Origin of the sequence: Palleronia abyssalis (assembly GCF_900302445.1) — a bacterium.
GTDB lineage: Bacteria > Pseudomonadota > Alphaproteobacteria > Rhodobacterales > Rhodobacteraceae > Palleronia > Palleronia abyssalis.
Genome location: NZ_ONZF01000001.1, coordinates 110,804 through 130,792 on the forward strand (window position 1 = coordinate 110,804; position 19,989 = coordinate 130,792).

The 19,989-nt window shown below is 63.6% G+C and carries 20 protein-coding genes; 6 read left to right on the forward strand and 14 right to left on the reverse strand.

The annotated features are described in order from the left end of the window. The first annotated feature begins 11 nt into the window (after positions 1-11). The 4 genes from pstB to PAA8504_RS00555 are packed head-to-tail and all read left to right on the forward strand — an operon-like array spanning position 12 to position 3,361. Positions 12-809, forward strand: coding sequence for a phosphate ABC transporter ATP-binding protein PstB (gene pstB, locus PAA8504_RS00540; RefSeq protein WP_108892227.1), 798 nt, complete (start codon positions 12-14; stop codon positions 807-809). Positions 810-822: 13 nt separating this feature from the next. Further along, the gene (gene phoU / locus PAA8504_RS00545) at positions 823-1,536 is read left to right on the forward strand and encodes a phosphate signaling complex protein PhoU (RefSeq protein WP_108892228.1); all 714 of its coding nucleotides are present in this window, start codon (positions 823-825) and stop codon (positions 1,534-1,536) included. Positions 1,537-1,539: 3 nt separating this feature from the next. Then, on the forward strand, positions 1,540-2,226 hold the full coding sequence (phoB, locus tag PAA8504_RS00550; RefSeq protein ID WP_108892229.1) for a phosphate regulon transcriptional regulator PhoB: 687 nt from the start codon (positions 1,540-1,542) through the stop codon (positions 2,224-2,226). 37 nt (positions 2,227-2,263) lie between these two features. Further along, positions 2,264-3,361, forward strand: a complete 1,098-nt coding sequence (locus tag PAA8504_RS00555) for an AI-2E family transporter (RefSeq protein WP_181375655.1) — start codon at positions 2,264-2,266, stop codon at positions 3,359-3,361. A 394-nt stretch (positions 3,362-3,755) separates the two neighbouring features. Here the strand turns inward: PAA8504_RS00555 and tsf are convergent, their stop codons facing one another. From tsf to frr, 13 genes are all read right to left on the reverse strand, one after another. Continuing rightward, positions 3,756-4,634, reverse strand: coding sequence for a translation elongation factor Ts (gene tsf / locus PAA8504_RS00560; protein ID WP_108892231.1), 879 nt, complete (start codon positions 4,632-4,634; stop codon positions 3,756-3,758). 80 nt (positions 4,635-4,714) lie between these two features. Beyond that, a complete protein-coding gene (rpsB, locus tag PAA8504_RS00565; RefSeq protein ID WP_108892232.1) occupies positions 4,715-5,572 on the reverse strand; it encodes a 30S ribosomal protein S2 in 858 nt (285 codons plus the stop codon). Positions 5,573-5,697: 125 nt separating this feature from the next. After that, positions 5,698-6,840, reverse strand: a complete 1,143-nt coding sequence (gene lpxB, locus PAA8504_RS00570; protein WP_108892233.1) for a lipid-A-disaccharide synthase — start codon at positions 6,838-6,840, stop codon at positions 5,698-5,700. Continuing rightward, positions 6,840-7,760: an LpxI family protein gene (locus PAA8504_RS00575; protein WP_146190428.1), complete on the reverse strand. Its 921-nt coding sequence runs from the start codon at positions 7,758-7,760 to the stop codon at positions 6,840-6,842. Before PAA8504_RS00575 ends, lpxB begins: the two co-directional genes overlap by 1 nt. Continuing rightward, positions 7,757-8,554: an acyl-ACP--UDP-N-acetylglucosamine O-acyltransferase gene (gene lpxA / locus PAA8504_RS00580; RefSeq protein ID WP_108892234.1), complete on the reverse strand. Its 798-nt coding sequence runs from the start codon at positions 8,552-8,554 to the stop codon at positions 7,757-7,759. Before lpxA ends, PAA8504_RS00575 begins: the two co-directional genes overlap by 4 nt. Beyond that, positions 8,551-9,003, reverse strand: coding sequence for a 3-hydroxyacyl-ACP dehydratase FabZ (fabZ, locus tag PAA8504_RS00585; RefSeq protein ID WP_108892235.1), 453 nt, complete (start codon positions 9,001-9,003; stop codon positions 8,551-8,553). Before fabZ ends, lpxA begins: the two co-directional genes overlap by 4 nt. A gap of 61 nt (positions 9,004-9,064) precedes the next feature. After that, on the reverse strand, positions 9,065-9,604 hold the full coding sequence (locus PAA8504_RS00590; protein ID WP_181375656.1) for an OmpH/Skp family outer membrane protein: 540 nt from the start codon (positions 9,602-9,604) through the stop codon (positions 9,065-9,067). Positions 9,605-9,620: 16 nt separating this feature from the next. After that, a complete protein-coding gene (gene bamA / locus PAA8504_RS00595; protein WP_245897473.1) occupies positions 9,621-11,951 on the reverse strand; it encodes an outer membrane protein assembly factor BamA in 2,331 nt (776 codons plus the stop codon). A 363-nt stretch (positions 11,952-12,314) separates the two neighbouring features. Beyond that, positions 12,315-13,646 carry an RIP metalloprotease RseP gene (gene rseP / locus PAA8504_RS00600; RefSeq protein WP_108892237.1) on the reverse strand — a complete coding sequence of 444 codons (1,332 nt, stop codon included), beginning with the start codon at positions 13,644-13,646 and terminating at the stop codon, positions 12,315-12,317. Positions 13,647-13,656: 10 nt separating this feature from the next. Then, positions 13,657-14,826, reverse strand: coding sequence for a 1-deoxy-D-xylulose-5-phosphate reductoisomerase (gene dxr / locus PAA8504_RS00605; protein ID WP_108892238.1), 1,170 nt, complete (start codon positions 14,824-14,826; stop codon positions 13,657-13,659). A 4-nt stretch (positions 14,827-14,830) separates the two neighbouring features. Next, positions 14,831-15,616, reverse strand: a complete 786-nt coding sequence (locus tag PAA8504_RS00610; RefSeq protein WP_108892239.1) for a phosphatidate cytidylyltransferase — start codon at positions 15,614-15,616, stop codon at positions 14,831-14,833. Then, a complete protein-coding gene (uppS, locus tag PAA8504_RS00615; RefSeq protein ID WP_108892240.1) occupies positions 15,613-16,350 on the reverse strand; it encodes a polyprenyl diphosphate synthase in 738 nt (245 codons plus the stop codon). Before uppS ends, PAA8504_RS00610 begins: the two co-directional genes overlap by 4 nt. An 83-nt stretch (positions 16,351-16,433) precedes the next feature. Then, on the reverse strand, positions 16,434-17,000 hold the full coding sequence (gene frr, locus PAA8504_RS00620; protein ID WP_108892241.1) for a ribosome recycling factor: 567 nt from the start codon (positions 16,998-17,000) through the stop codon (positions 16,434-16,436). A gap of 209 nt (positions 17,001-17,209) precedes the next feature. Here frr and PAA8504_RS00625 point away from each other — a divergent pair, with 209 nt between their 5' ends. Beyond that, positions 17,210-18,262, forward strand: coding sequence for a Hint domain-containing protein (locus PAA8504_RS00625; RefSeq protein ID WP_181375657.1), 1,053 nt, complete (start codon positions 17,210-17,212; stop codon positions 18,260-18,262). A 9-nt stretch (positions 18,263-18,271) separates the two neighbouring features. On the opposite strand, the gene pyrH is transcribed toward PAA8504_RS00625, so the two are convergent. Beyond that, on the reverse strand, positions 18,272-19,006 hold the full coding sequence (gene pyrH, locus PAA8504_RS00630; RefSeq protein ID WP_108892243.1) for a UMP kinase: 735 nt from the start codon (positions 19,004-19,006) through the stop codon (positions 18,272-18,274). A 77-nt stretch (positions 19,007-19,083) separates the two neighbouring features. On the opposite strand from pyrH, the gene miaA reads away from it, so the two are divergent. After that, a complete protein-coding gene (gene miaA / locus PAA8504_RS00635) occupies positions 19,084-19,947 on the forward strand; it encodes a tRNA (adenosine(37)-N6)-dimethylallyltransferase MiaA (protein WP_108892244.1) in 864 nt (287 codons plus the stop codon). The last annotated feature ends 42 nt before the right edge of the window (positions 19,948-19,989 follow it).

Consider the following 19,989-nt stretch of genomic DNA (forward strand, 5'->3'; position numbering starts at 1 on the left):
TGGAGGATAGAATGAAAGACGTGAGAGCCGACGAGAGAGACACGACCATGAACGACGTGAAAATCGAAACAAAGGGCGTTCAGGTGTACTATGGCGAAAACCACGCCATCAAGGACGTAAGCCTTGCGATCAAGGACAAGACGGTCACCGCCTTCATCGGCCCCTCGGGCTGCGGGAAATCGACGTTCCTGCGCTGCTTGAACCGCATGAACGACACGATCGACATTGCCCGGATCGAGGGCGAGATTTCGATCGACGGCGAGGATATCTATGATCCCCGCGTCGATCCGGTGCAGTTGCGCGCCAAGGTTGGCATGGTGTTCCAGAAGCCGAACCCGTTCCCGAAATCGATCTTTGACAACGTGGCCTACGGGCCGAAGATTCACGGGCTTGCCAGCAACAAGGCCGAGCTGGACGAAATCGTGGAAACCTCGCTTCGGCGTGCGGCGATTTGGGATGAGGTGAAGGACCGTCTGCAAGCGCCCGGCACCGGGCTTTCGGGCGGCCAGCAGCAGCGTCTGTGCATCGCCCGCGCCGTGGCCACGTCTCCGGAAGTGCTGCTGATGGACGAACCCTGCTCGGCGCTCGACCCGATTGCCACCGCGCAGGTCGAAGAACTGATCTCCGAGCTGCGCACCCGTTATTCCGTCGTGATCGTGACGCACTCCATGCAGCAGGCGGCCCGGGTCAGCCAGAAGACGGCCTTCTTCCACCTGGGCGATATGGTCGAATACGGCGAGACCGACGACATTTTCACCAATCCGCAGGATCCGCGGACTGAAAAATACATTACCGGCCGGATCGGCTGAGGGGGGTACGACGATGAGCGAAGGGCAACATATTCTTTCGGCGTTCGACAGGGATCTTGAAGGCCTCCAGGCCAAGGTTCTTCGCATGGGCGGATTGGTCGAGGCGGCGATCACCGATGCGGTCACCGCACTGGAAACCCGCGACGAGGAGCTGGCCCAGAAGGTCCGAGAGAACGACAAGAGCATCGACGAGATCGAGGCTGTCGTGAACGAAGAAGCCGCCCGCGTGGTCGCCTTGCGTGCGCCCATCGCCAGCGACATGCGCCTGGTGCTGTCGGTGATCAAGATCAGCGCCAACCTCGAACGCATTGGCGACTATGCCAAGAACCTGGCCAAGCGCACCAACATCCTGCTGGAGCTTCCGCCCATCGAAGGCGCGCCGCGGTCCATTCGCCGCATGGCCCGCGAGGTCGAGCGGATGCTGCACGACGTCCTTGATGCCTATATTCAGCGCGATGCGAAGCTGGCCCATGACGTGCGCAACCGCGACGAGGACGTGGACCAGATGTACACGGCCATCTTCCGCGAATTCTTGACCTACATGATGGAAGATCCGCGCAACATCACGGCTTGCATGCACCTGCATTTCATCGCCAAGAACATCGAACGCATGGGGGATCATACCACCTCCATCGCCGATCAGGTGATCTATACGATCGAGGGGAACCAACCGGGCGGCGAACGTCCCAAAGGCGACCGGACCTCGACCGAGGTTTTCGAGGGCTAGACGATGTCCACCAAACCCCATGTCCTGATCGTGGAAGACGAAGCGTCGCAGCGCGAAATCCTTGCCTATAACCTCGAGGCAGAAGGGTTTGCCGTCACGCGCGCGGAAACCGGCGACGAGGCGCTGACCCTGTTCGAGGAAGCCGCGCCGGACATCGTCGTTCTGGACTGGATGCTGCCGGGCGTCTCGGGGATCGAGATTTGCCGACGGCTCAAGCGCAAGGATACGGGGCAGGGGGTCCCGGTCATCATGCTCTCTGCCCGGACCGAAGAAGGCGATCGCGTCCGGGGCCTGGAAACCGGGGCGGACGACTATGTCACCAAGCCCTATTCCGTCGCCGAGCTGATGGCCCGGGTCAGGGCGCAGTTGCGTCGTAGCCGGCCCATCACAGTGGGCGAGGCTCTGACCTTCGACGGTATCATCCTGGACCCGGAAACCCACCGCGTCACACGCGAAGGCCAGGAATTGCGCCTGGGCCCAACCGAGTTTCGCCTGCTTGCCACGCTTCTGGAGCGACCCGGCCGTGTCTGGAGCCGAGAGCAGCTTCTGGACAGGGTCTGGGGTCGCGATATCTATGTCGATAGCCGCACTGTCGACGTTCACGTGGGTCGTTTGCGCAAGGCGCTTGGCGTGCCGAAAATGCCTGACCCGATCCGAACGATCCGGGGCGCGGGCTACGCGTTGGGCTAGGTGCGGAACCTCGGCCAAGCCGCGGCGTTCCGTCGCCATGAATGATGACCAGGCCCGGCGCATACAGACCGCCAGCAATATCGCACTGATCGTTGCCGGCGTGGCCGCAATCTGCTGGGGCCTCTATGTGGCCCAATCGGTTCTGGCACCGACGGTTTTGGCCTTGGTCTTCGGCGTCGTGCTGTCCCCATTGTCCGATTTCTGGGAGAGGCTTGGACTGATGCGCGGCCTTTCCGCGCTTCTCAGCCTCGTTTTGTCGCTGTTCCTCATCGTCCTGATCGCCGGCCTCGCGCTTCCCGTGGCTGAACGATTGATCACGGCATGGCCGACGATCTTGGAGGAGACCCGGGGCTTCGTTTACCAATTCCAGGCGATGCTCCAGGGCCTCGAAGCGGCCGGCGAGGAAATGCGCGAAGCCGTCGCTGGCGCGGAACAGCAGGCCGCCGAAACGGCAAGCGAGGATGCGGCGTCCGGCGGCGCGGCATTCGCTTTGCCGTCGACGGCGGACGCCCTCTTTCTGGCACCGTCTGTCTTGGGCCAGTCGATCACCTTCGTCGGCGTCCTGTTCTTTTTCCTACTGACCCGCAACGAGGTCTACGCCTGGATCGCGACCCATGTCGCGCCGGATGACGCGGAAAAGGAAACTGCCCGACGTCTGAAGCATGCCGAACGCGAAGTCGCCCGGTACTTTCTGACGATTTCAGTGGTCAACCTCGGCTTCGGGATTTGCACCGTCATCGCGATGACAATTCTGGGCGTTCCGTCACCGCTGCTGTGGGGTGTGGCCGTCGCGGTCCTGAACTTCGTCCTGTATCTTGGCCCAGCGATCATTTTCGTGGCGCTTCTGCTGACCGGGCTCGTCGTGTTCGATGGTTGGTTCGTGATCGTGCCTGCGCTTACGTTCCTGGGCCTGAACATGATCGAAGCGCAATTCGTCACGCCCACGGCGATCGGTCGTACTATGAAGGTCAATCCGCTTCTGGTGTTCTTTGCCTTGGTTTTTTTTCTGTGGCTATGGGGCCCGGTGGGTGGCTTCGTGGCCATTCCGATGCTGCTGTGGGCTTTGTCGCTTTCTCAAGAGATTACGGCCACACGAAAGGAGTTACGGCGAGAAATCGAACCAGACCGCAAATGACTGGTCGATCGGTTCTTTACATAATCATGATTATCAGATGCAATGACGCATTGGTGACTGTTAGAGCTTCATGATGACAGGCACCTTCTGCTGCTCAGCATGGCCCCTGTTTTTCCAAGGAACGAGAAAGTCCGACCGAGCCGTACAGATCACCCTGCAGTCTTCGCGTGCAACGCTGCCATGATCGTTTACTCGTCACGCCGACAAACAACGATCTGGAACTTCCATTTCCGTGGTGTGGATCGCTTCGCGTTTGGAGCCGATAAATCGGATACTCCTTGGCGTCCACCATATGACCGGTTGTTCGCCTTGTTCGCCGTGACCTAAGCTGCGCCAAAAATGACGAAGGCGCCCCGTGGGACGCCTTCATGTTTTGTGATAGCGCGTGACAGGCTTAGCCCTTGCCGGCGGCCTTCGCGACTTCGGCCGCAAAGTCTTCCTTCTCGACCGCGATGCCCTCGCCAACTTCCATGCGCACGAAGCCCAGAAGCTCGATCCCGGCTTCCTTGGCGGCGGCGCCGACCGTCAAATCGGGGTTCACGACGAAGGCCTGATTGACCAGCGTGATCTCGGACAGGAATTTCTTCATCCGGCCTTCGATCATCTTCTCGATCACCTGTTCGGGCTTCCCGGACTCGCGCGCGATGTCCATCTGCACGGCCTTTTCCTTCTCCACGATCGACGGGTCGAGCTTCGACTCGTTCAGCGCGGCGGGGTTTACGGCGGCGATGTGCATGGCGATCTGGCGTGCGGTGGCTGCATCGTCACCCGAATAGGCTACGAGGACACCGATCTTGCCCATGCCGTCGGTGGCGGCGTTGTGAACGTAAGCCGCGACGTTCTGGCCTTCGATCTTTTCCATCCGGCGCAGGGTCATGTTCTCGCCGATCTTGGCGATGGCGTCGGTGATCCGCTCTTTCACCGGCTTGCCGCCCATATCCGTCTCGGACAGGTCCGCGACGGTGTTGGCACCCAGGGCCGCGCCTGCGATATCGCCGGCCAACTGCTGGAATTCAGCGTTCTTCGCGACGAAGTCCGTTTCCGAGTTCAGCTCGACCGCGACACCGGTGCCGCCTTCGACCTTGACAGCGACGAGGCCCTCGGCCGCGGTGCGATCGGCTTTCTTGGCGGCCTTGGCAAGGCCTTTCGTACGCAGCCAGTCCACGGCGGCGTCCATGTCCCCGTCGGTTTCGGTCAGCGCCTTCTTGGCGTCCATCATGCCCGCGCCGGTGGATTCGCGGAGTTTCTTCACATCTGCTGCGGTGATCGCCATGGCTCGGCTCTCCTCATATCTTCAAAAGCCCGAAGCAGGGGCTACCCCGCTTCGGTGACAGGTCCGTAACGGAGGTGCCGTTACTCCTTGTTTTCCAGCTCGTACGGCGCATCCTTGGCCTTCGTGTCGTCGTGCACGGCCTCTTTGGATACGTCCAGCGTTTCCTCCGCATTCGCGGGGGTCTCGAGGATCTCTTCCTCTTCGCCGGTGGTTTCTTCCATGGCACCCATGTCGATACCGGCTTGGGCCATCTGCGCCGACATCCCGTCAAGCGCGGCACGCGAAGCCAGATCGCAATACATCTGGATGGCACGGGCGGCGTCGTCGTTGCCCGGGATCACGTAATCCACGCCATCGGGCGAGCAGTTGGTGTCGACCACGGCCACGACCGGAATGCCCAACTTGCGCGCTTCGGCTATGGCCAGGTCTTCCTTGTTCACGTCGATGACGAACAGAAGGTCCGGAACGCCACCCATCTCACGGATCCCGCCCAGCGAAGCGTTCAGCTTGGCCTGGTCCCGCTCCATCGACAGACGCTCGCGCTTGGTCAGACCACCGGCGCCTTCGGCCATGCGCTCGTCGATTTCGCGCAGGCGGTTGATCGACTGGCTGACCGTTTTCCAGTTGGTCAGCGTGCCACCCAGCCAACGGTGGTTCATGTAGTACTGCGCGCAACGCTCGGCGGCTTCGGCGACGGGCTTCTGAGCCTGCCGCTTGGTGCCGACGAACAGGATGCGGCCGTTCTTCGCGACCGTGTCGCGGATGACCTGCAGCGCTTGGTCCAGCATCGGGACGGTCTGCGTCAGATCGAGAATGTGAATGCCGTTGCGGTCACCGTAGATATACGGACCCATGCGCGGGTTCCAGCGCTGGGTCTGGTGGCCGAAGTGGACGCCCGCTTCGAGAAGCTGACGCAGAGAAAACTCGGGAAGAGCCATCTTGGTATCCTTTTCCGGTTTCGATCCTCGACGGGGCCTTGAAAAGAGGCGTTTGCCTCAACCGGTGGACGAATAGGGATGTCTCCCCCATGCGCCCGGACCCCGTCTGTGAAGTGTGCTGGCCCTTAAACGGGATCGCGTGGGGATGCAAGCCCGTCGATCACGGCGCGGGCCGCTCTCAGGCCGGGTGCCTCGCCCCCCTGCCCCAGCGCGGTCATCGTCCGCGCCAGCGCCGCCCCCTGCCGGTCCGGCGCGTCCCAAAGATCGGTCAGCGCCGCGGCGATGGCGTCCGGACGGCAGGCCGGGCCAAGGAGTTCGGGCACGACCTTCGTACCCTCGATCAGGTTCACCAGCGTCACGGTATCGATCAGGGCCATCCGGCTCATGATCTGCCAGCTGAGCCAGCTCATGTCGTAGGCCACGACCATCGGCGTGGCCGCCGCGGCCAGTTCCAGCGACACGGTGCCCGACGCCGCCAGTGCCGCGTGCGCGCCTGCGAAGGCCGCGGCCTTTTGACCGGGATCGGGATGCTCCAGAAGGCGTGTCGCGGGCCAGTCGGCCGTCAGGCTGCGAAGCATCTCCTCGCGCCCTGGGGCGACGGGGATCACGACGCGCGGAGTCTTACCCATCTTGCGAAGCGCGGCGCCGAAAACGGGGGCCAGACGTTCGACTTCGGACCGGCGGGAGCCTGGAAGAACCAGAAGATACGGATCATCGCCAAGGTCATGCGCCATGCGGAATGCCGCAATCCCGTCCTCGGTCGCGACCGGGTCCGAGACGACCGGATGCCCCACGAAATCGCAGCGCATCCCGGCCGCTTCCATGTAGGGAGGCTCGAACGGCAACAGCGCCAGCACATGATCCACGTGACGCGCCATCTTCGCCGCGCGGCCCGGCCGCCAAGCCCAGACGGAGGGGGCGACGTAGTGGACGATCCGCGTGTCCGAAGATGCGCGCACCCGCTTCGCCACCCTCAAGCAGAAATCCGGGCTGTCGATGCCAATCAGGACGTCAGGTCGTTCCGACAGCACTGCATCTGCCGTCTGGAACATGCGGCGCCGCAGATGGGGATAGCGCGGCAGAACTTCGGCGATCCCCATGACCGACAGCTCGTCCATAGGAAAAAGGCTGCGCAGCCCCTGCCCTTCCATTTGCGGGCCGCCGACGCCCAAAAATTTCACGTCCGGACACAAGGTCCGAAGGCCGCCCATCAGGGCAGCGCCAAGCCGGTCGCCCGACGCTTCGCCGGCGACCAGAAAAACCCGCATCAGACCGCCCGCACCCAAAGTCCGGCCGCATCGGCGCGGCCGGCGACTTCGTCCCGGTCCAGAACGAGGACACCGCCCGCCCGGATGGCGATCCCTGTCAGGCCGGCCGCAGCGGCACGGTCAACGGTCTCTGGCCCGATGGCGGGCAGGTCGACGCGCATGTCCTGACCTGGTTTAGGCGCTTTGACGAACACGCCGCCCGCAGGGGTATGCGTCGCCAAGGGCCGGTTTCCACCATCGGATTTCACCGGTCGATCCAGTTCCTCGGACCGGGAGAGACCCAGTGCTTCAAGTGTCTGGCTTTTCAGGTTCATTTCACGGGCTGATCCGGCAATCTCGGCCTCGGCCGTGGCGCGCATCGCGGCAACGCTCGACAGCATCCAGTCAGTCCCGGGAAGCGCCTCGACGGCAAGGACTTGGCCCCCGGCCACCACGCAACCTTGACCCACATCCGCGGGCCCGATCGCGTCGAGCACATGGAAACCGCGGGTAATATCGCCTTCGTCCCGTTCGGTCGCGGTCTGGCTCCCGATGGCGCCCGCGTCGGGCAACAGATCGGGACGTAGGGCATGGGCACCCACCACTTCGATCCCGCGTTCTTCGACCAATTCGATCAGAACCCGCAGGGCCCCGTCGTCTCCCTGCCCCAACGCGGCCACGATACGCTGCACCAAGGGCGCGGTTTCCGTATCGATCAACGACAGGTCGATCACGGGCCGCCGGATCGCGCCAGCCAGGCACAGCCGCCGTACCTTTGACCGCTCCAGATCGGCCAAAAGCGTCCCGAGCGTTTCAAGTCGGAACGTCTCGACCCCCGTGGGCGCATTGCCTTCAAGCGCGATCACACGCGCTTCGGGGTGAACCTCACGCAGGAGGCCCGGCAGACGCCCTTCGCCAACGATCAGGCACAGATCAGTCACGGTGTGAGGAACCCCCGGTCGCTATGGCCCAGAACGAACGACGCGATCTGTTGGACATATTCGCTCTCGCTCTCTTCGCTCAGGCGACGGGCACGGTCCTGGAACGCGCCTTCGCCCTGCTTCAGCATCTGCAACGCGGCGCGAAGGGCCGTGATATCCTCGCGCGCCACACCGCGCCGCTTGAGCCCCACGAGGTTCAACCCGTCAAGAACGCCCCTGGGCCCCTGTACCAGCGCATGGGGGATCACATCGGCGGTCACCATCGTCACGGCCCCGATGATCGCACCTTCGCCGATCCGGACGAACTGGTGGACGCCCGACAGGCCGCCGATGATCGCATCATCGCCGATGACGCAATGCCCGGCGAGAGCGGCGTTGTTCACCAGGATCACCCGGTCGCCGATAATGCAGTCATGGGCAACGTGGCTACCGGCCATGAAAAGGCAATCGTCGCCGACCTTGGTCACGCCACCGCCGCCTTCGGTCCCGACATTCATCGTGACATGTTCGCGAATGCGGTTGCGCACACCGATCTGCAAAGACGTCTTCTCGCCGTCGAATTTCAGGTCCTGCGGGATCTCGCCGACGACCGCAAAGGGGAAGATCACCGTCTCGTCCCCGACCGAGGTCCGGCCGGTCACGATGGCATGGCTGCGCACCTCGACACCTGCGCCAAGCTCGACCTCGGGGCCGATGATCGCGAAAGGCCCCACGGACGACCCCGGACCGATCCGGGCGCCCTGCTCGACCAGGGCCTGCGGATGAACCCGAGCGGAGGCGGCGATGGAACTCACTTCGGGATATCCATCATCGCGGTGAACTCCGCCTCGCAGGCGAGCTCGCCATCCACTTCGGCGCGGCCCTCGAATTTCCAGACCTTGCCGCCGCCGCGCTTCGTCGTGACGTGCATTTCCAAGACGTCGCCGGGGATCACCTTGCGGCGAAACTTCGCGCTTTCGATCCCCATGAAATAGACGAGGAATTCCTTATCCGCCAAATCCTGTCCGACCCCGACCATCACGGCTGCGGTCTGGGCCATCGCCTCGATAATCGTCACGCCGGGCATGATCGGCGCGCCGGGGAAGTGGCCCTGGAAATGAGGCTCGTTGAAGGTGACGTTCTTGAGTCCCGTCGCCGACTTGGTGCCGTCGATATCGCGAACCCGGTCCACCAGAAGGAAAGGATAGCGGTGGGGAATGATGCGTTGGATCAGATGGATGTCGGCGGTCTGAAGCTCGGACATGTGGTGCCTCCCGTGGTCTGGGCGCGGCTTAACGAATGACCGGCGCGGGGGCAAGGAAGCCTCAGTCCGGTGTGGCCGCGGGGGTTTCCCCCTCAGGGGGGGCTTCCTCTATCGCTTCGGCATCGATCCGCGCGATGGCACGGTCGGTGATGTCGACGCCTGCTGCGGCGGCCAGGACGGAACGGCGGTCCAGCAAGACGTCTGCCCCGATCTCGGACAGAAGCGATGACAGAATGGGCGAGACGCGACGTACGAATGTCGCCCGCGCCTCTTCCTGCAGGCGAGACAAAGCGCGGGCCTTGGCGTCCTGCTCCGCCCGAAGTCGGCGGACCTTCTCGTCGAAGGCACGGGCCCGTTCGCGGAATTCGGCGCCGTCCATCTCTGCCCGGGCTTCGGTCAGGGCGCGCTCCTCGGCTGTCAGCTCCGCCTCGATTTCGACATTTTCGGCGACGAGGGCGTCTCCGCGTTGGTCGATCTCGCCCAACAGGGCTTGCCCCAGCTTGCTCTGGCTGAACAGGCGATCCTGGTCGACGGTAGCAACGCCCACGCCGCTTTGCCCCCAGACCGGCAGGGCCGCCCCGAAGGCGGCCCCAAAAATCAAACCGGCGGCCGTGCGCCTAGAAACTCGTGGAGACCGAGACATTAAAAGTCCGGGTGTTGTCATAGTCTTCGGCCTGCAAAGCTTCAGCGAAGTTGAACCGAAGAGGACCCAAAGGCGTGTCCCAGAAGAGCGAGACACCGACAGCCGACCGAAGGTTAAAATCGTCGTCAACTTCGCCTTCCGCGCCGGCCGTATCCTCAAGCCCCCAGACGGATCCGGCATCCAGGAAAACGCCGCCGCGGATGCCGTATTCCTCGGGCAGCCCCAGCGGGAAGTCCGCTTCGACGCGCGCCACCGCGAACATGTTGCCGCCAAGTGCATCGTCGGTGCCCAGGTCGCGCGGCCCGACGCCCAGCGGTTCGAAGCCGCGCAACTGTCGGGTGCTCAGGAAGAAACGGTCGGTGATCCGGGTGCCACCCTCGTCGCCGATCGCGTTGATCGACCCGCCTTCGATGACCGCGCGGACATTCACCTCTTCGTTCAAAAGTGCGGTCGTATACCCGGCGAAGGCCTCGGTCTTGATGTATTCAACATCGCCACCGACGCCCGCGAAGTCCTGTCCGAACCGCAGGACCACGCCGGTGGTCGGATCGATACCGCTGCGCCGCGAATCCCAACTATAGGAGTAGCCGACAGAAGACACGATGGCCTCGCCGGTGTCGCGCTGAATGATCGGCGACGCATTCTCGTTGACGTCGACGATTTCGTCCTGCGCGATGCGGTAGCGCAGTTCGACTCGACCTTTTTCTGACACCGGGAAAGAGACCGACGGGCTGAAACTGATCGTTTCGGTGTTGTACTTCGCCTCGTCGTAATCTGTGGTGGAATAACCCAGGCTCAGCGCGCCGCGAAGGTCACGGCCCAGGAAATAGGGTTCGGCAAAGCTGAACGACGCCGCGTTGCTGTTCGTGCCGGTCGTGACGTTGAACGACAGGATCTGACCCCGACCCAGGAAGTTCCGCTCGGCAAAGCCGATATTCACCCCAAAACCGCTGTCCGACGAATAGGACCCGCCAAGCGACAGGCTGCCGGTCGGCTGTTCGACGACGTCGACGTCGATGACCACCTGGTCGGGGGATGATCCTTCGCGTCCTTCGGCCTGAACGTCGGTGAAATATCCCAGGGCGCGGATCCGTTCGGCCGCGGCGCGGATTTCGCGCGGATTGAACGGATCGCCCTCGACCGTGTCGAACTCCCGGCGGATCACACGGTCCAGCGTCGTCTGGTTGCCCTCGATGTCGATCCGTTCGACGAATATACGGGGTCCGCGTTCGAGGACGAAATTGACATTCAGGCGCAGGGTGCGGGGATCGCGTTCGATCTGCGGCACGGCGCGGATGAAGTTAAGACCCCGCCGCGTGGCAAGGGTTTCCATACGCTTGGTGGCGTTGTCGATGGCGCGCGGCGTATAGGTCTGGCCGGGATCGATCCGTGCCTCGGCCAGGTAATCAGAGGCATCGAGGCCCGGAACGTCGCTCGACGCGGTGATTCGCCCGAAATCCCAGCTTTGCCCTTCGGTGATGTTGAACTGATAGAAGAAGGCGCCTCTGTCCCGCGCAAACTGGGACGACACATCGTTGATCTGAAAGTCGATATATCCGCGGGACCGGTAGAAATCCGTCAGAAGCTGGCGGTCGAACGCGACCCGATCGGCGATGAACGTATCGCTCTGGATCAGCTGGCGCAGCAGTCCGGCCTGTTTGGTGGCTAAAGCACGGCGCAAGCGACGGTCGGAATAATCGCGGTTGCCGACAAACGAGATCCGCTCGATCTCGACCACATCGCCTTCGGCCACTTCGAATACCAGATCGACCTGATTGTCGTCGCGCCGAATGATCCGCGGCGTGACCGACGCAGCCAGACGTCCACGTGCTTCGTAAGCAGAAGCGATAGCGCGGGCATCCTCTTCCGCGCGGCTGGGATTGTAGACCCGGTTGGGCACGGAGCCGATGAGCGCCGTCAGCTCCTCATCGTCGAGCCTGCGGTTCCCCTCGATGCTGATCCGGCGCACGGTGGGATACTCGGTGACCTCAACGACCAGGGTATTGCCCTGCGGGATCAGGTCCGCCGTCTCGAACAATCCGGCCCCGACGAGGCGTTGATACGCGGCGTTCAACTCCCCCGCTGTCAGGGGCTGGCCCCGCGGGATGCCCAGCGTGTTGATCACGGTGGTATCGTCGACGCGGGTGTTCCCGTCGATCCGTATCGCATTGAATTGGAAGGTTTGCGCCTGTGCCGGCGGTGCCATGACCGCCATCGCCCCCAAGCCCAAAGCCGCCACGCCCGCGCCACTGAGGACGGAGGCCAGTAGTGTGGCACGCGTCGAGCGCCCCCTCAATTCGAACATGAGTTCAACCTGTTTCAGACATCCCAAATTCGTGAGTAGCGGGATTGCCGGGGCATGTCAAAACGCCAAAGCGGCCCACGCGACGTAAGCCGGCGGGCCGCCCCACGGAGGACAGAAAGTGGCGGGAAAACGCCGGGTCAAAGACCCAGGATCAAACCGCCCATGCAAAGCGACGCGCCGATCGCCGCGGGAAACAGAACGCGATCAAGATGAATGCGAACCAGCAGACCTATGCCGCGGGAGCCGGAAGAGAGAGTTTGCATGACGCCACCTTAAAGAACCGTTAAATCAGCTTCTCTCAAGGCTGCGCGCGGATTGTGGCGGGAATGCGGCGATGTCCGGGTATTGCAGGGGCGCGGCCCGTCACGGACAAAGGAAATCGTTGCCGATGGCAAACACCATCAGCGTTCCAAGCAGCGCGAGACCGACCGCCATCAGAACGTTCAGCGCCCGATCCGAGGGTGGTCGCCCGCTGATCGCCTCAAAGGCGTGGAACACCAGATGACCGCCGTCCAGAACTGGGATGGGAAAAAGGTTCAGCAGACCCACGGCTGTCGACAGCACCGCGATGAACCACACGAAGCTCAGAAGACCCGCGCTGGCGGCGGCGCCGCTGGTCTGCGCAATGCCGATCGGGCCTTGCAGGTTGCAAGAGGAAATCGCGCCGGCTGCCATGTGATACAGTCCCGAAAGACTGGATTGTATGATGAAGCCCGTCTGCTCGACCCCGTAAGAAAATGCGGACAGAATGCCTGGATTTGCGCGTTCGGGCACCAGGAACATGCCGCCCGTGATGCCGATCAGCCACCGTGTTTCGAATCCGCCCTCTGGCAAAGGCAGATCCATCCGCTTCGGGGTCAGCGCGACCTCACGCGCGGTATCTGTGGCGGGTGACCAGATGGCGAGGGTCATCGTCTCGCCACCCGAATTGCCGACGATTTCGCGCAGTTGCGAAAAGGCGAAAACCGGGGTGCCGTCGATTGCGGTCACGACTTCGCCTTCCCGGATTCCGACGTCCGATGCGGCAGACTGCGGGCTCACACCGCCGGCAATCGGCGGATAGGGATAGGGGGCGGATACGGTGAGGCGTTCGCCCCCCCTTTCGATCAGATAGTCCAGTTCCGCCTCCAGAGGCAGCGTGTCGACGAAGGCGGAAAGGTCGGCCACGCCCGGTACGTCCTGCCCTGCGATCTGCAAAAGCCGGTCGCCCGGCTCGATCTGCTGGGTGACGTCCGGAAGCGGCATGACCTCGTCCACAGTCAAGGGGTCCGTCGCGACCCCGCGCAACATCAGGACGATAGCGAAGACCGCGATGGAAAGGACGAAATTGAAGACAGGACCCGCCGCGACGGTCAGGGCACGCGCCCAGACTGGTGCCCCCGCCATCGTGCTGCGCGCTTCTGCCGGGTCCAGCCCGGGCGTATCTGCCTGCCCCACGCTGGCCGCGTTGGCATCGCCGCGGAACTTCACGTATCCGCCGACGGGAAAGGCCGCGACCTGCCATTGCGTGCCGCGCTTGTCGGTTCGGGACAGCAACACCGGCCCCATTCCAATCGAGAACACGTCCGCCTTGATGCCGCACCAGCGGCCGACGATGTAATGCCCGTATTCGTGGATCGCCACGATGATGCTGAGCGCTGCCACGAAGGCCACCAGCGTGAATGCCAGCGACCCGAAATCCGGGATCAGTCCCATTTTGCCTCCCTCATGACGTCAGACGCGGCAGGACTTCGTCGACCCGCTTGCGCGCCGTCTCGTCGGCGTTGCGCACCATATCGAGTGTGCTTGCGTCGATTCCAAGGCGTTCTGACGACATTATGTTCAGCACTCGCTCGACCGTCTCGGCCATGTGGAGAAACGAGATCCGTCCCGCGATGAAATGATCGAGCGCGCGTTCCTTCGCGCCGTTGAATACCGTTCCCGAAAGCCCCCGGTCGCGCATCACCTCGCGGGCCAGCCGCAGGGCGGGATACTTGACCTCGTCCGGCGCCTCGAAGGTCAGTCGCCCCATTGCGGCGAAATCAAGGCGCTCCACGGGAATATGGGCGCGGTCTGGCCAGTTCAGCGCATAGCCGATGGCGTGGCGCATGTCGTGGGGGCCGACATGGGCCATCAACCCGCCATCGGTGAAGCCGACGATGGCGTGGATCAGGGACTCGGGGTGAACCAGAACCTCGATGCGGGCGGGATCGACGCCAAAGAACTCCCGCGTTTCGATCAGCTCCAGCGCCTTGTTGAACATGGACGCCGAGTCGATGGTGATCCGCTGGCCCATGTCCCAGTTTGGGTGTGTCGCTGCTTCGGCCGCCGTGGCGGTGGCAAGACGCTCGATCGGCCAATCGCGGAAAGCGCCCCCGCTGGCCGTTATGATGACCCGTTCGACCGCCTCCATACGCTCGCCCGTGAGGGCTTGGAAGACCGCGGAATGCTCGCTGTCGACAGGCAGGATCGTCGCGCCATGCCTCCGCGCCGTCTCCATCAGAAGCGGCCCCGCGCAGACGAGGCTTTCCTTGTTCGCAAGCGCCAGGGTTCCGCCGTTGCGCAGCGCGGCCAGCCCGGGCTCAAGCCCCGCGGCACCGACGATGGCTGACATCGCCCAGTCCACCGGGCGGGCCGCAGCCTCGAGGATTGCCTGACGCCCTGCACCGGCCTCGACCCCGCTGCCGCGCAGCGCGTCCCGCAAATCGTCGAGGTCGCCTTCGTCCGCGACCACGGCGATCTTCGCACCGAAGGCCCGCGCCTGCTTGGCCAGCTTGGCCACATTGCGCCCGCCTGTCAGCGCCACGACTTCGTAAGCCTCCGGATCACGTGCGATCAGATCGAGCGTGTTGCACCCGATGGAGCCGGTGGCGCCGAAAATAGAAACCCGCCGCATTGCCTCAGACGGCCAGGCCCGGCGGGAAGCCGACAACGGGCGAAATCAGCAGAAGCGTGACCGACGCGCCCAGCATTCCATCGAAGCGGTCGAACAGGCCCCCGTGTCCGGGCAGCAGGCTCGAACTGTCCTTCACGCCCGCCCGCCGCTTCACCGCGGATTCGGCGATGTCGCCGATCTGGCCGGCCATGGACAGCGTGATCGAGATCGGTATGATCTCGGGGCCCGCCCCGGCGGCAATGCCGAACGCGCCGCCCGCGATGGCTGCGCCGATCCAGCCGGCGATGGTGCCCGACCATGTCTTGTTGGGACTGACGCGGGGCCACATCTTTGGGCCGCCGATCATGCGGCCGAAAATGTACCCGAAAACATCCGTCACGATCACCACGACCGCAAGCCACAGCATCCATATGAACCCATATTCGGTCCTGAGGATATACAGTCCCAGCCCAGCCAGGATGATGAGTACGGTGAACAGCGCGAAGGTCACCCGCCGCTTGTCCAGCCACAAGGCCCCCGCAAAGGCAGGCGCGATACACAGGGGAAGCGCGTAGGCGGGCGGCAGAAGCTCGGCCGCCGTCAGTGCCAGACCCGCCATCACCCCGAGCCACACCGCCGGGGCGTTCACGTCGAGCATGCGCACAAGCTCCCAGACCATGACGCCCGAGATCGCGACCGTGAGCACCATGAAGATGGGGCCACCCAACCAGACGCAAAGCAGACCTACCGCCGCGATGATCGCACCGACGCCGATGCGCTCGCCCAGGTCATTCCAACGGGATGTCGTCATGCGGTGACCGCACCGAACCGGCGCTCACGCTCTCCGAACCGGGCCACGGCCTCGGCAAAGCGGTCTGCCGTGAAGTCGGGCCACAGGGTGTCGATGAATTCGTACTCGGCATAGGCCGATTGCCAAAGCAGGAAGTTCGAGATCCGGGCCTCGCCGCTGGTGCGGACCACGAGGTCGGGATCGGGCAGCACGTGGGTATCAAGGAACCGCGCCAGCACCGTTTCGTCGACATCATTGGGGCACAGCCGCCCGGCAGCGACCTCGGCGGCCAGCCGTTTGGTGGCGCGGCCGATCTCATCGCGGCCCCCGTAATTCAGGGCGATCGTCAGGTTCAGCCTGTCGTTCTTCGAAGTCAGAAGCTCCAGCTCGTCCATCAGCCGGCCCAGCTTGGGGTCCAGTGCCACGCGATCACCGATGAACCGAACCCGCACGCCCGCGGCCAGAAGCTCCCGCGCCTCGGACTGGATGTAGCGCCGGAACAGCGACATCAGTCCCGCGACCTCGCTTTGCGTGCGGCGCCAGTTCTCGGTCGAGAAGGCGAAGATCGTCAGATGCGTCACGCCCAGATCCGGGCACGCACGCACGATTTCCTTGCACCGTTTTGCGCCGGCATGGTGGCCGGCAAGGCGTGGCTTGCCACGCGCGGCGGCCCAGCGGCCGTTGCCATCCATGATACAGGCAACATGGCGTGGACCGTTCTTCACGGGATGGGTCACTGTAGTTTCCTCAAACATTCACCGCTTTACTTACCGTCACGGACAACCTCGGGTCTACCCGCAATACGCGACGAGAGTGACAGATCCGCCCGCGATGCACGTCAAACCTGCATGATTTCCTGCTGTTTGGTCTCCAGCGTGTCGTCAACCCGCTTGATGTACTCGTCCGTCATCTCCTGGATTTCGGTCTGCCAGAGCTTCTGGTCGTCCTCGCCCATGCCGTTCGACTTGGCCTTCTTGAGCTGGTCCATCCCGTCACGGCGGACGTTACGGATCGCGACGCGGGCGTTCTCGGCGTAGGTTCCGGCTACCTTGGCCAGGTCCTTGCGCCGCTCCTCGTTCAGTTCGGGGATCGGCAGACGGATGGTCGTGCCATCGATGACCGGATTGATTCCCAGGCCGGACTCGCGGATCGCCTTTTCGGCCTTCCCGACCAACGTCTTGTCCCAGATCGAGATGGTGACCATCCGCGGCTCGGGCACGTTGACGGTGCCGACCTGGTTGATCGGCGTCGCGGCGCCATAGGCGTCGACCATGATCGGCTCGACCATGGATGCCGACGCCCGCCCCGTGCGCAGCGACGCGAATTCCTGCCGCAGCGCCTGCATGGCGCCGTCCATGCGGCGCTTGAGGTCATCCGTGTCGATATCAAGGTCTTCGTTTGCCATATTTCCGTCCGCCCGTTGATGCGTTCCGCGCGACATATGCCCGACCGTGACGCGGATTTCCAGCCTGTGCCGTCGACCTGCCCCGCGCCCGGGCCCGCAGGGACGAATCGATTTGTTCGGGATGTCCCCGCTTCTGACACAATCCAATCAGGCTCATGCGCGGTTCGTCGGTTCTATCAAACGGGGGTTTGCTTCCGGGGATACGAAAAATGAACGTTAACACGGTCAACATGATCTATCTCGGCAGATTGCCCCTTGTGGACACGGTCGAGGGCAATACCAGGTCCGAGGATGCGTCGAAGCTTCTCGGGACTTACCAGGACAGTTCGGATCTTCGCCTTACGGAGCTGAAGAACCATGACGCCAACCACGACGGCGTCATCTCCGACGACGAAATGGGTCATAGCGATTATGTGACCTACCGCCTCGACGGAACCGACTATGCGGCGCGACCGGATTCTTCGGTCATGTACGAAGCGTCGGTGACCGAGGAAGACGGTACCGTGACGAAGCTTTCAGTCGCCGTGATCCAGTTTCCCAACGGGGATACCTTCGTGACCGACCTGCACGGGGCAAATGATCTCGACGACAAGAAGATCGACAGCATAGAACTGACGAAAGTCGTGAACGCGAACTACAGCGGATATTACGACCATCATAGCGTCGAGAATACCGTGGTCTGTTTCGCCTCCGGCACGCCGATCAGGACTGCCAAAGGTATTTGTCGCGTCGAGGAGTTGTTCCCGGGTGACATGATCCAAACGGCCGACCACGGGCTGCGCGCCCTTCTCTGGGTGGGTGCCTCAACGCTTGAAAGCCCTGGCCGCCATGCGCCGATCCGAATTGCCAGGGGCGCGCTGGGTCCCGGCCTGCCGGACCGCGACCTCGTGGTCTCGCCCCAGCACCGGGTGCTGGTCCGATCGCGAATCGCGCAGCGCATGTTCGACACCGAAGAGGTTCTAATCGCCGCCAAGCGATTACTGCCCCTAGATGGCGTCACCCAAGAGGATCCGAACGTACCGGTGACGTACCACCACCTGTTGTTCGATGGGCACGAACTGGTCGAGGCCTGCGGGCTTTGGGCGGAATCCCTCTATAACGGACCGGCCGCGCGACGGGTGGTCCCGGCGGCGCAACGGGCCGAACTTGCCGCGGTCTTCGGCCCCGCCTGGCCCCATGTTCGCACCATACCCGCAAACGCTCGGCAGCGCAGGCTGGTGGAACGGCACACTCAGAACGACAAGCCGCTGGTCGCCGTGTGACCATGTCGCCTATCGGTCGGACACGCTGGTGAATGTCCCCTCGCCTGCTAGGATTCCCCGGAACCCGCCGGGCTCATCCAAGCTGAACACGATGATCGGCAGCTGGTTGTCCCGCGCCAGGGCGATGGCGGAGGCGTCCATGACGTTCAGGTGTTTTTGCAGCACCTCGTCATAGGTCACGTGATCGAAGCGGACCGCGTCGGGGTGCTTCTGCGGGTCCTTGTCATAGACGCCGTCGACCCCGTTCTTGCCCATGAAGATCGCCTGGCAGTTCATCTCGGACGCGCGCAGCGTCGCGGCGGTGTCAGTCGTGAAATAAGGGTTTCCCGTGCCGGCCGCGAAGATGCAGACGCGCTTCTTCTCCAGGTGGCGTACGGCGCGGCGGCGGATATAGGGCTCGGCCACCTCGTTCATCGTGATCGCGCTGATCACGCGGGTGTGGATGTTCAGCGCTTCAAGCGCGCCCTGCACCGCCAACGCGTTCATCACCGTGGCAAGCATCCCCATGTAGTCGGCGGTCGTCCGCTCCATACCCTGGGCAGATCCTTGCAGGCCGCGGAAGATGTTGCCCCCGCCGATCACCATGCAAACCTCGACCCCAAGGTCGTGGACAGACTTCACCTCGCGCGCGATCCGTTCGACCGTCGGCGGGTTCAGCCCGTAGCCGCGATCGCCCATCAGCGCCTCGCCGGAAATCTTCAGAAGTACCCTGTCGTAGCGCCTTGCCTCTGCCTGCTCCGCCATCGCCCGTAACCCCCTTTTGCGTCGCAGCGATAAATGTCCGAAAAGGCCCTTCGGCACAACACGAAGGGAAAGGGAACATGCGTATCGACGAGGCGCTCGACCGTGCGGCGGCCCCCGGACCGGTTCTGATCGCGGGGCCCACGGCCAGCGGCAAGTCCGCCTTGGCGCTTGCCATCGCCGAGGCACATGGGGGCATCGTCGTCAACGCCGATGCCCTTCAGGTCTATGCCCGTTGGCGCATCCTGACGGCCCGACCGTCCCCCGCGGACGAGGCGCGGGTCCCGCATGCCCTCTACGGCAATGTGCGGGGCACCGAGTATTCTGTCGGCGACTGGCTGCGCGACCTTCCCCCTTTCCTCGACCACCCGAAGCCGGTGATCGTTGGTGGGACTGGCCTTTATCTGACGGCATTGACCGAAGGCCTCGCCGAAATTCCGCCGACCCCGCCCATGATCCGTACCGAGGCCGATGCTCGACCGCTGTCGCAGCTGCTGGACGAGCTCGACCCCGAGACCGTCACCCGGATCGACACACGGAACCGCGCCCGGGTTCAGCGCGCCTGGGAGGTTCTGCGCGCGACGGGCCGCCCGCTGGCGCAGTGGCAGGACGACACCGCGCCGCCGTTGCTGCCGCTCTCGCGCGCCACGGCTTTCGTGCTTTCAGCCCCGCCCGAGGATCTGACGCCACGCATCACGGCCCGTTTCGACGCGATGCTCGACGCCGGCGCGCTGGAGGAAGTGCGCGCGAACCTTGCCAATTTCGATCCCTCCCGTCCCGCGGACCGGGCCATCGGCGCTGTGGAGCTGGCTGATTACCTTGGGGGGCGGATCGACCTTGTGGCCGCCCGGGACCGCGCCGTGGTAGCGACCCGGCAATTCGCCAAGCGCCAGCGCACCTGGTTTCGGGCGCGCATGGGGGGGTGGCAGAGGGTTGATTGCTGATGCGCAGACCGGCGGCGACCGAATTTCCTTGGAGAATCGGGG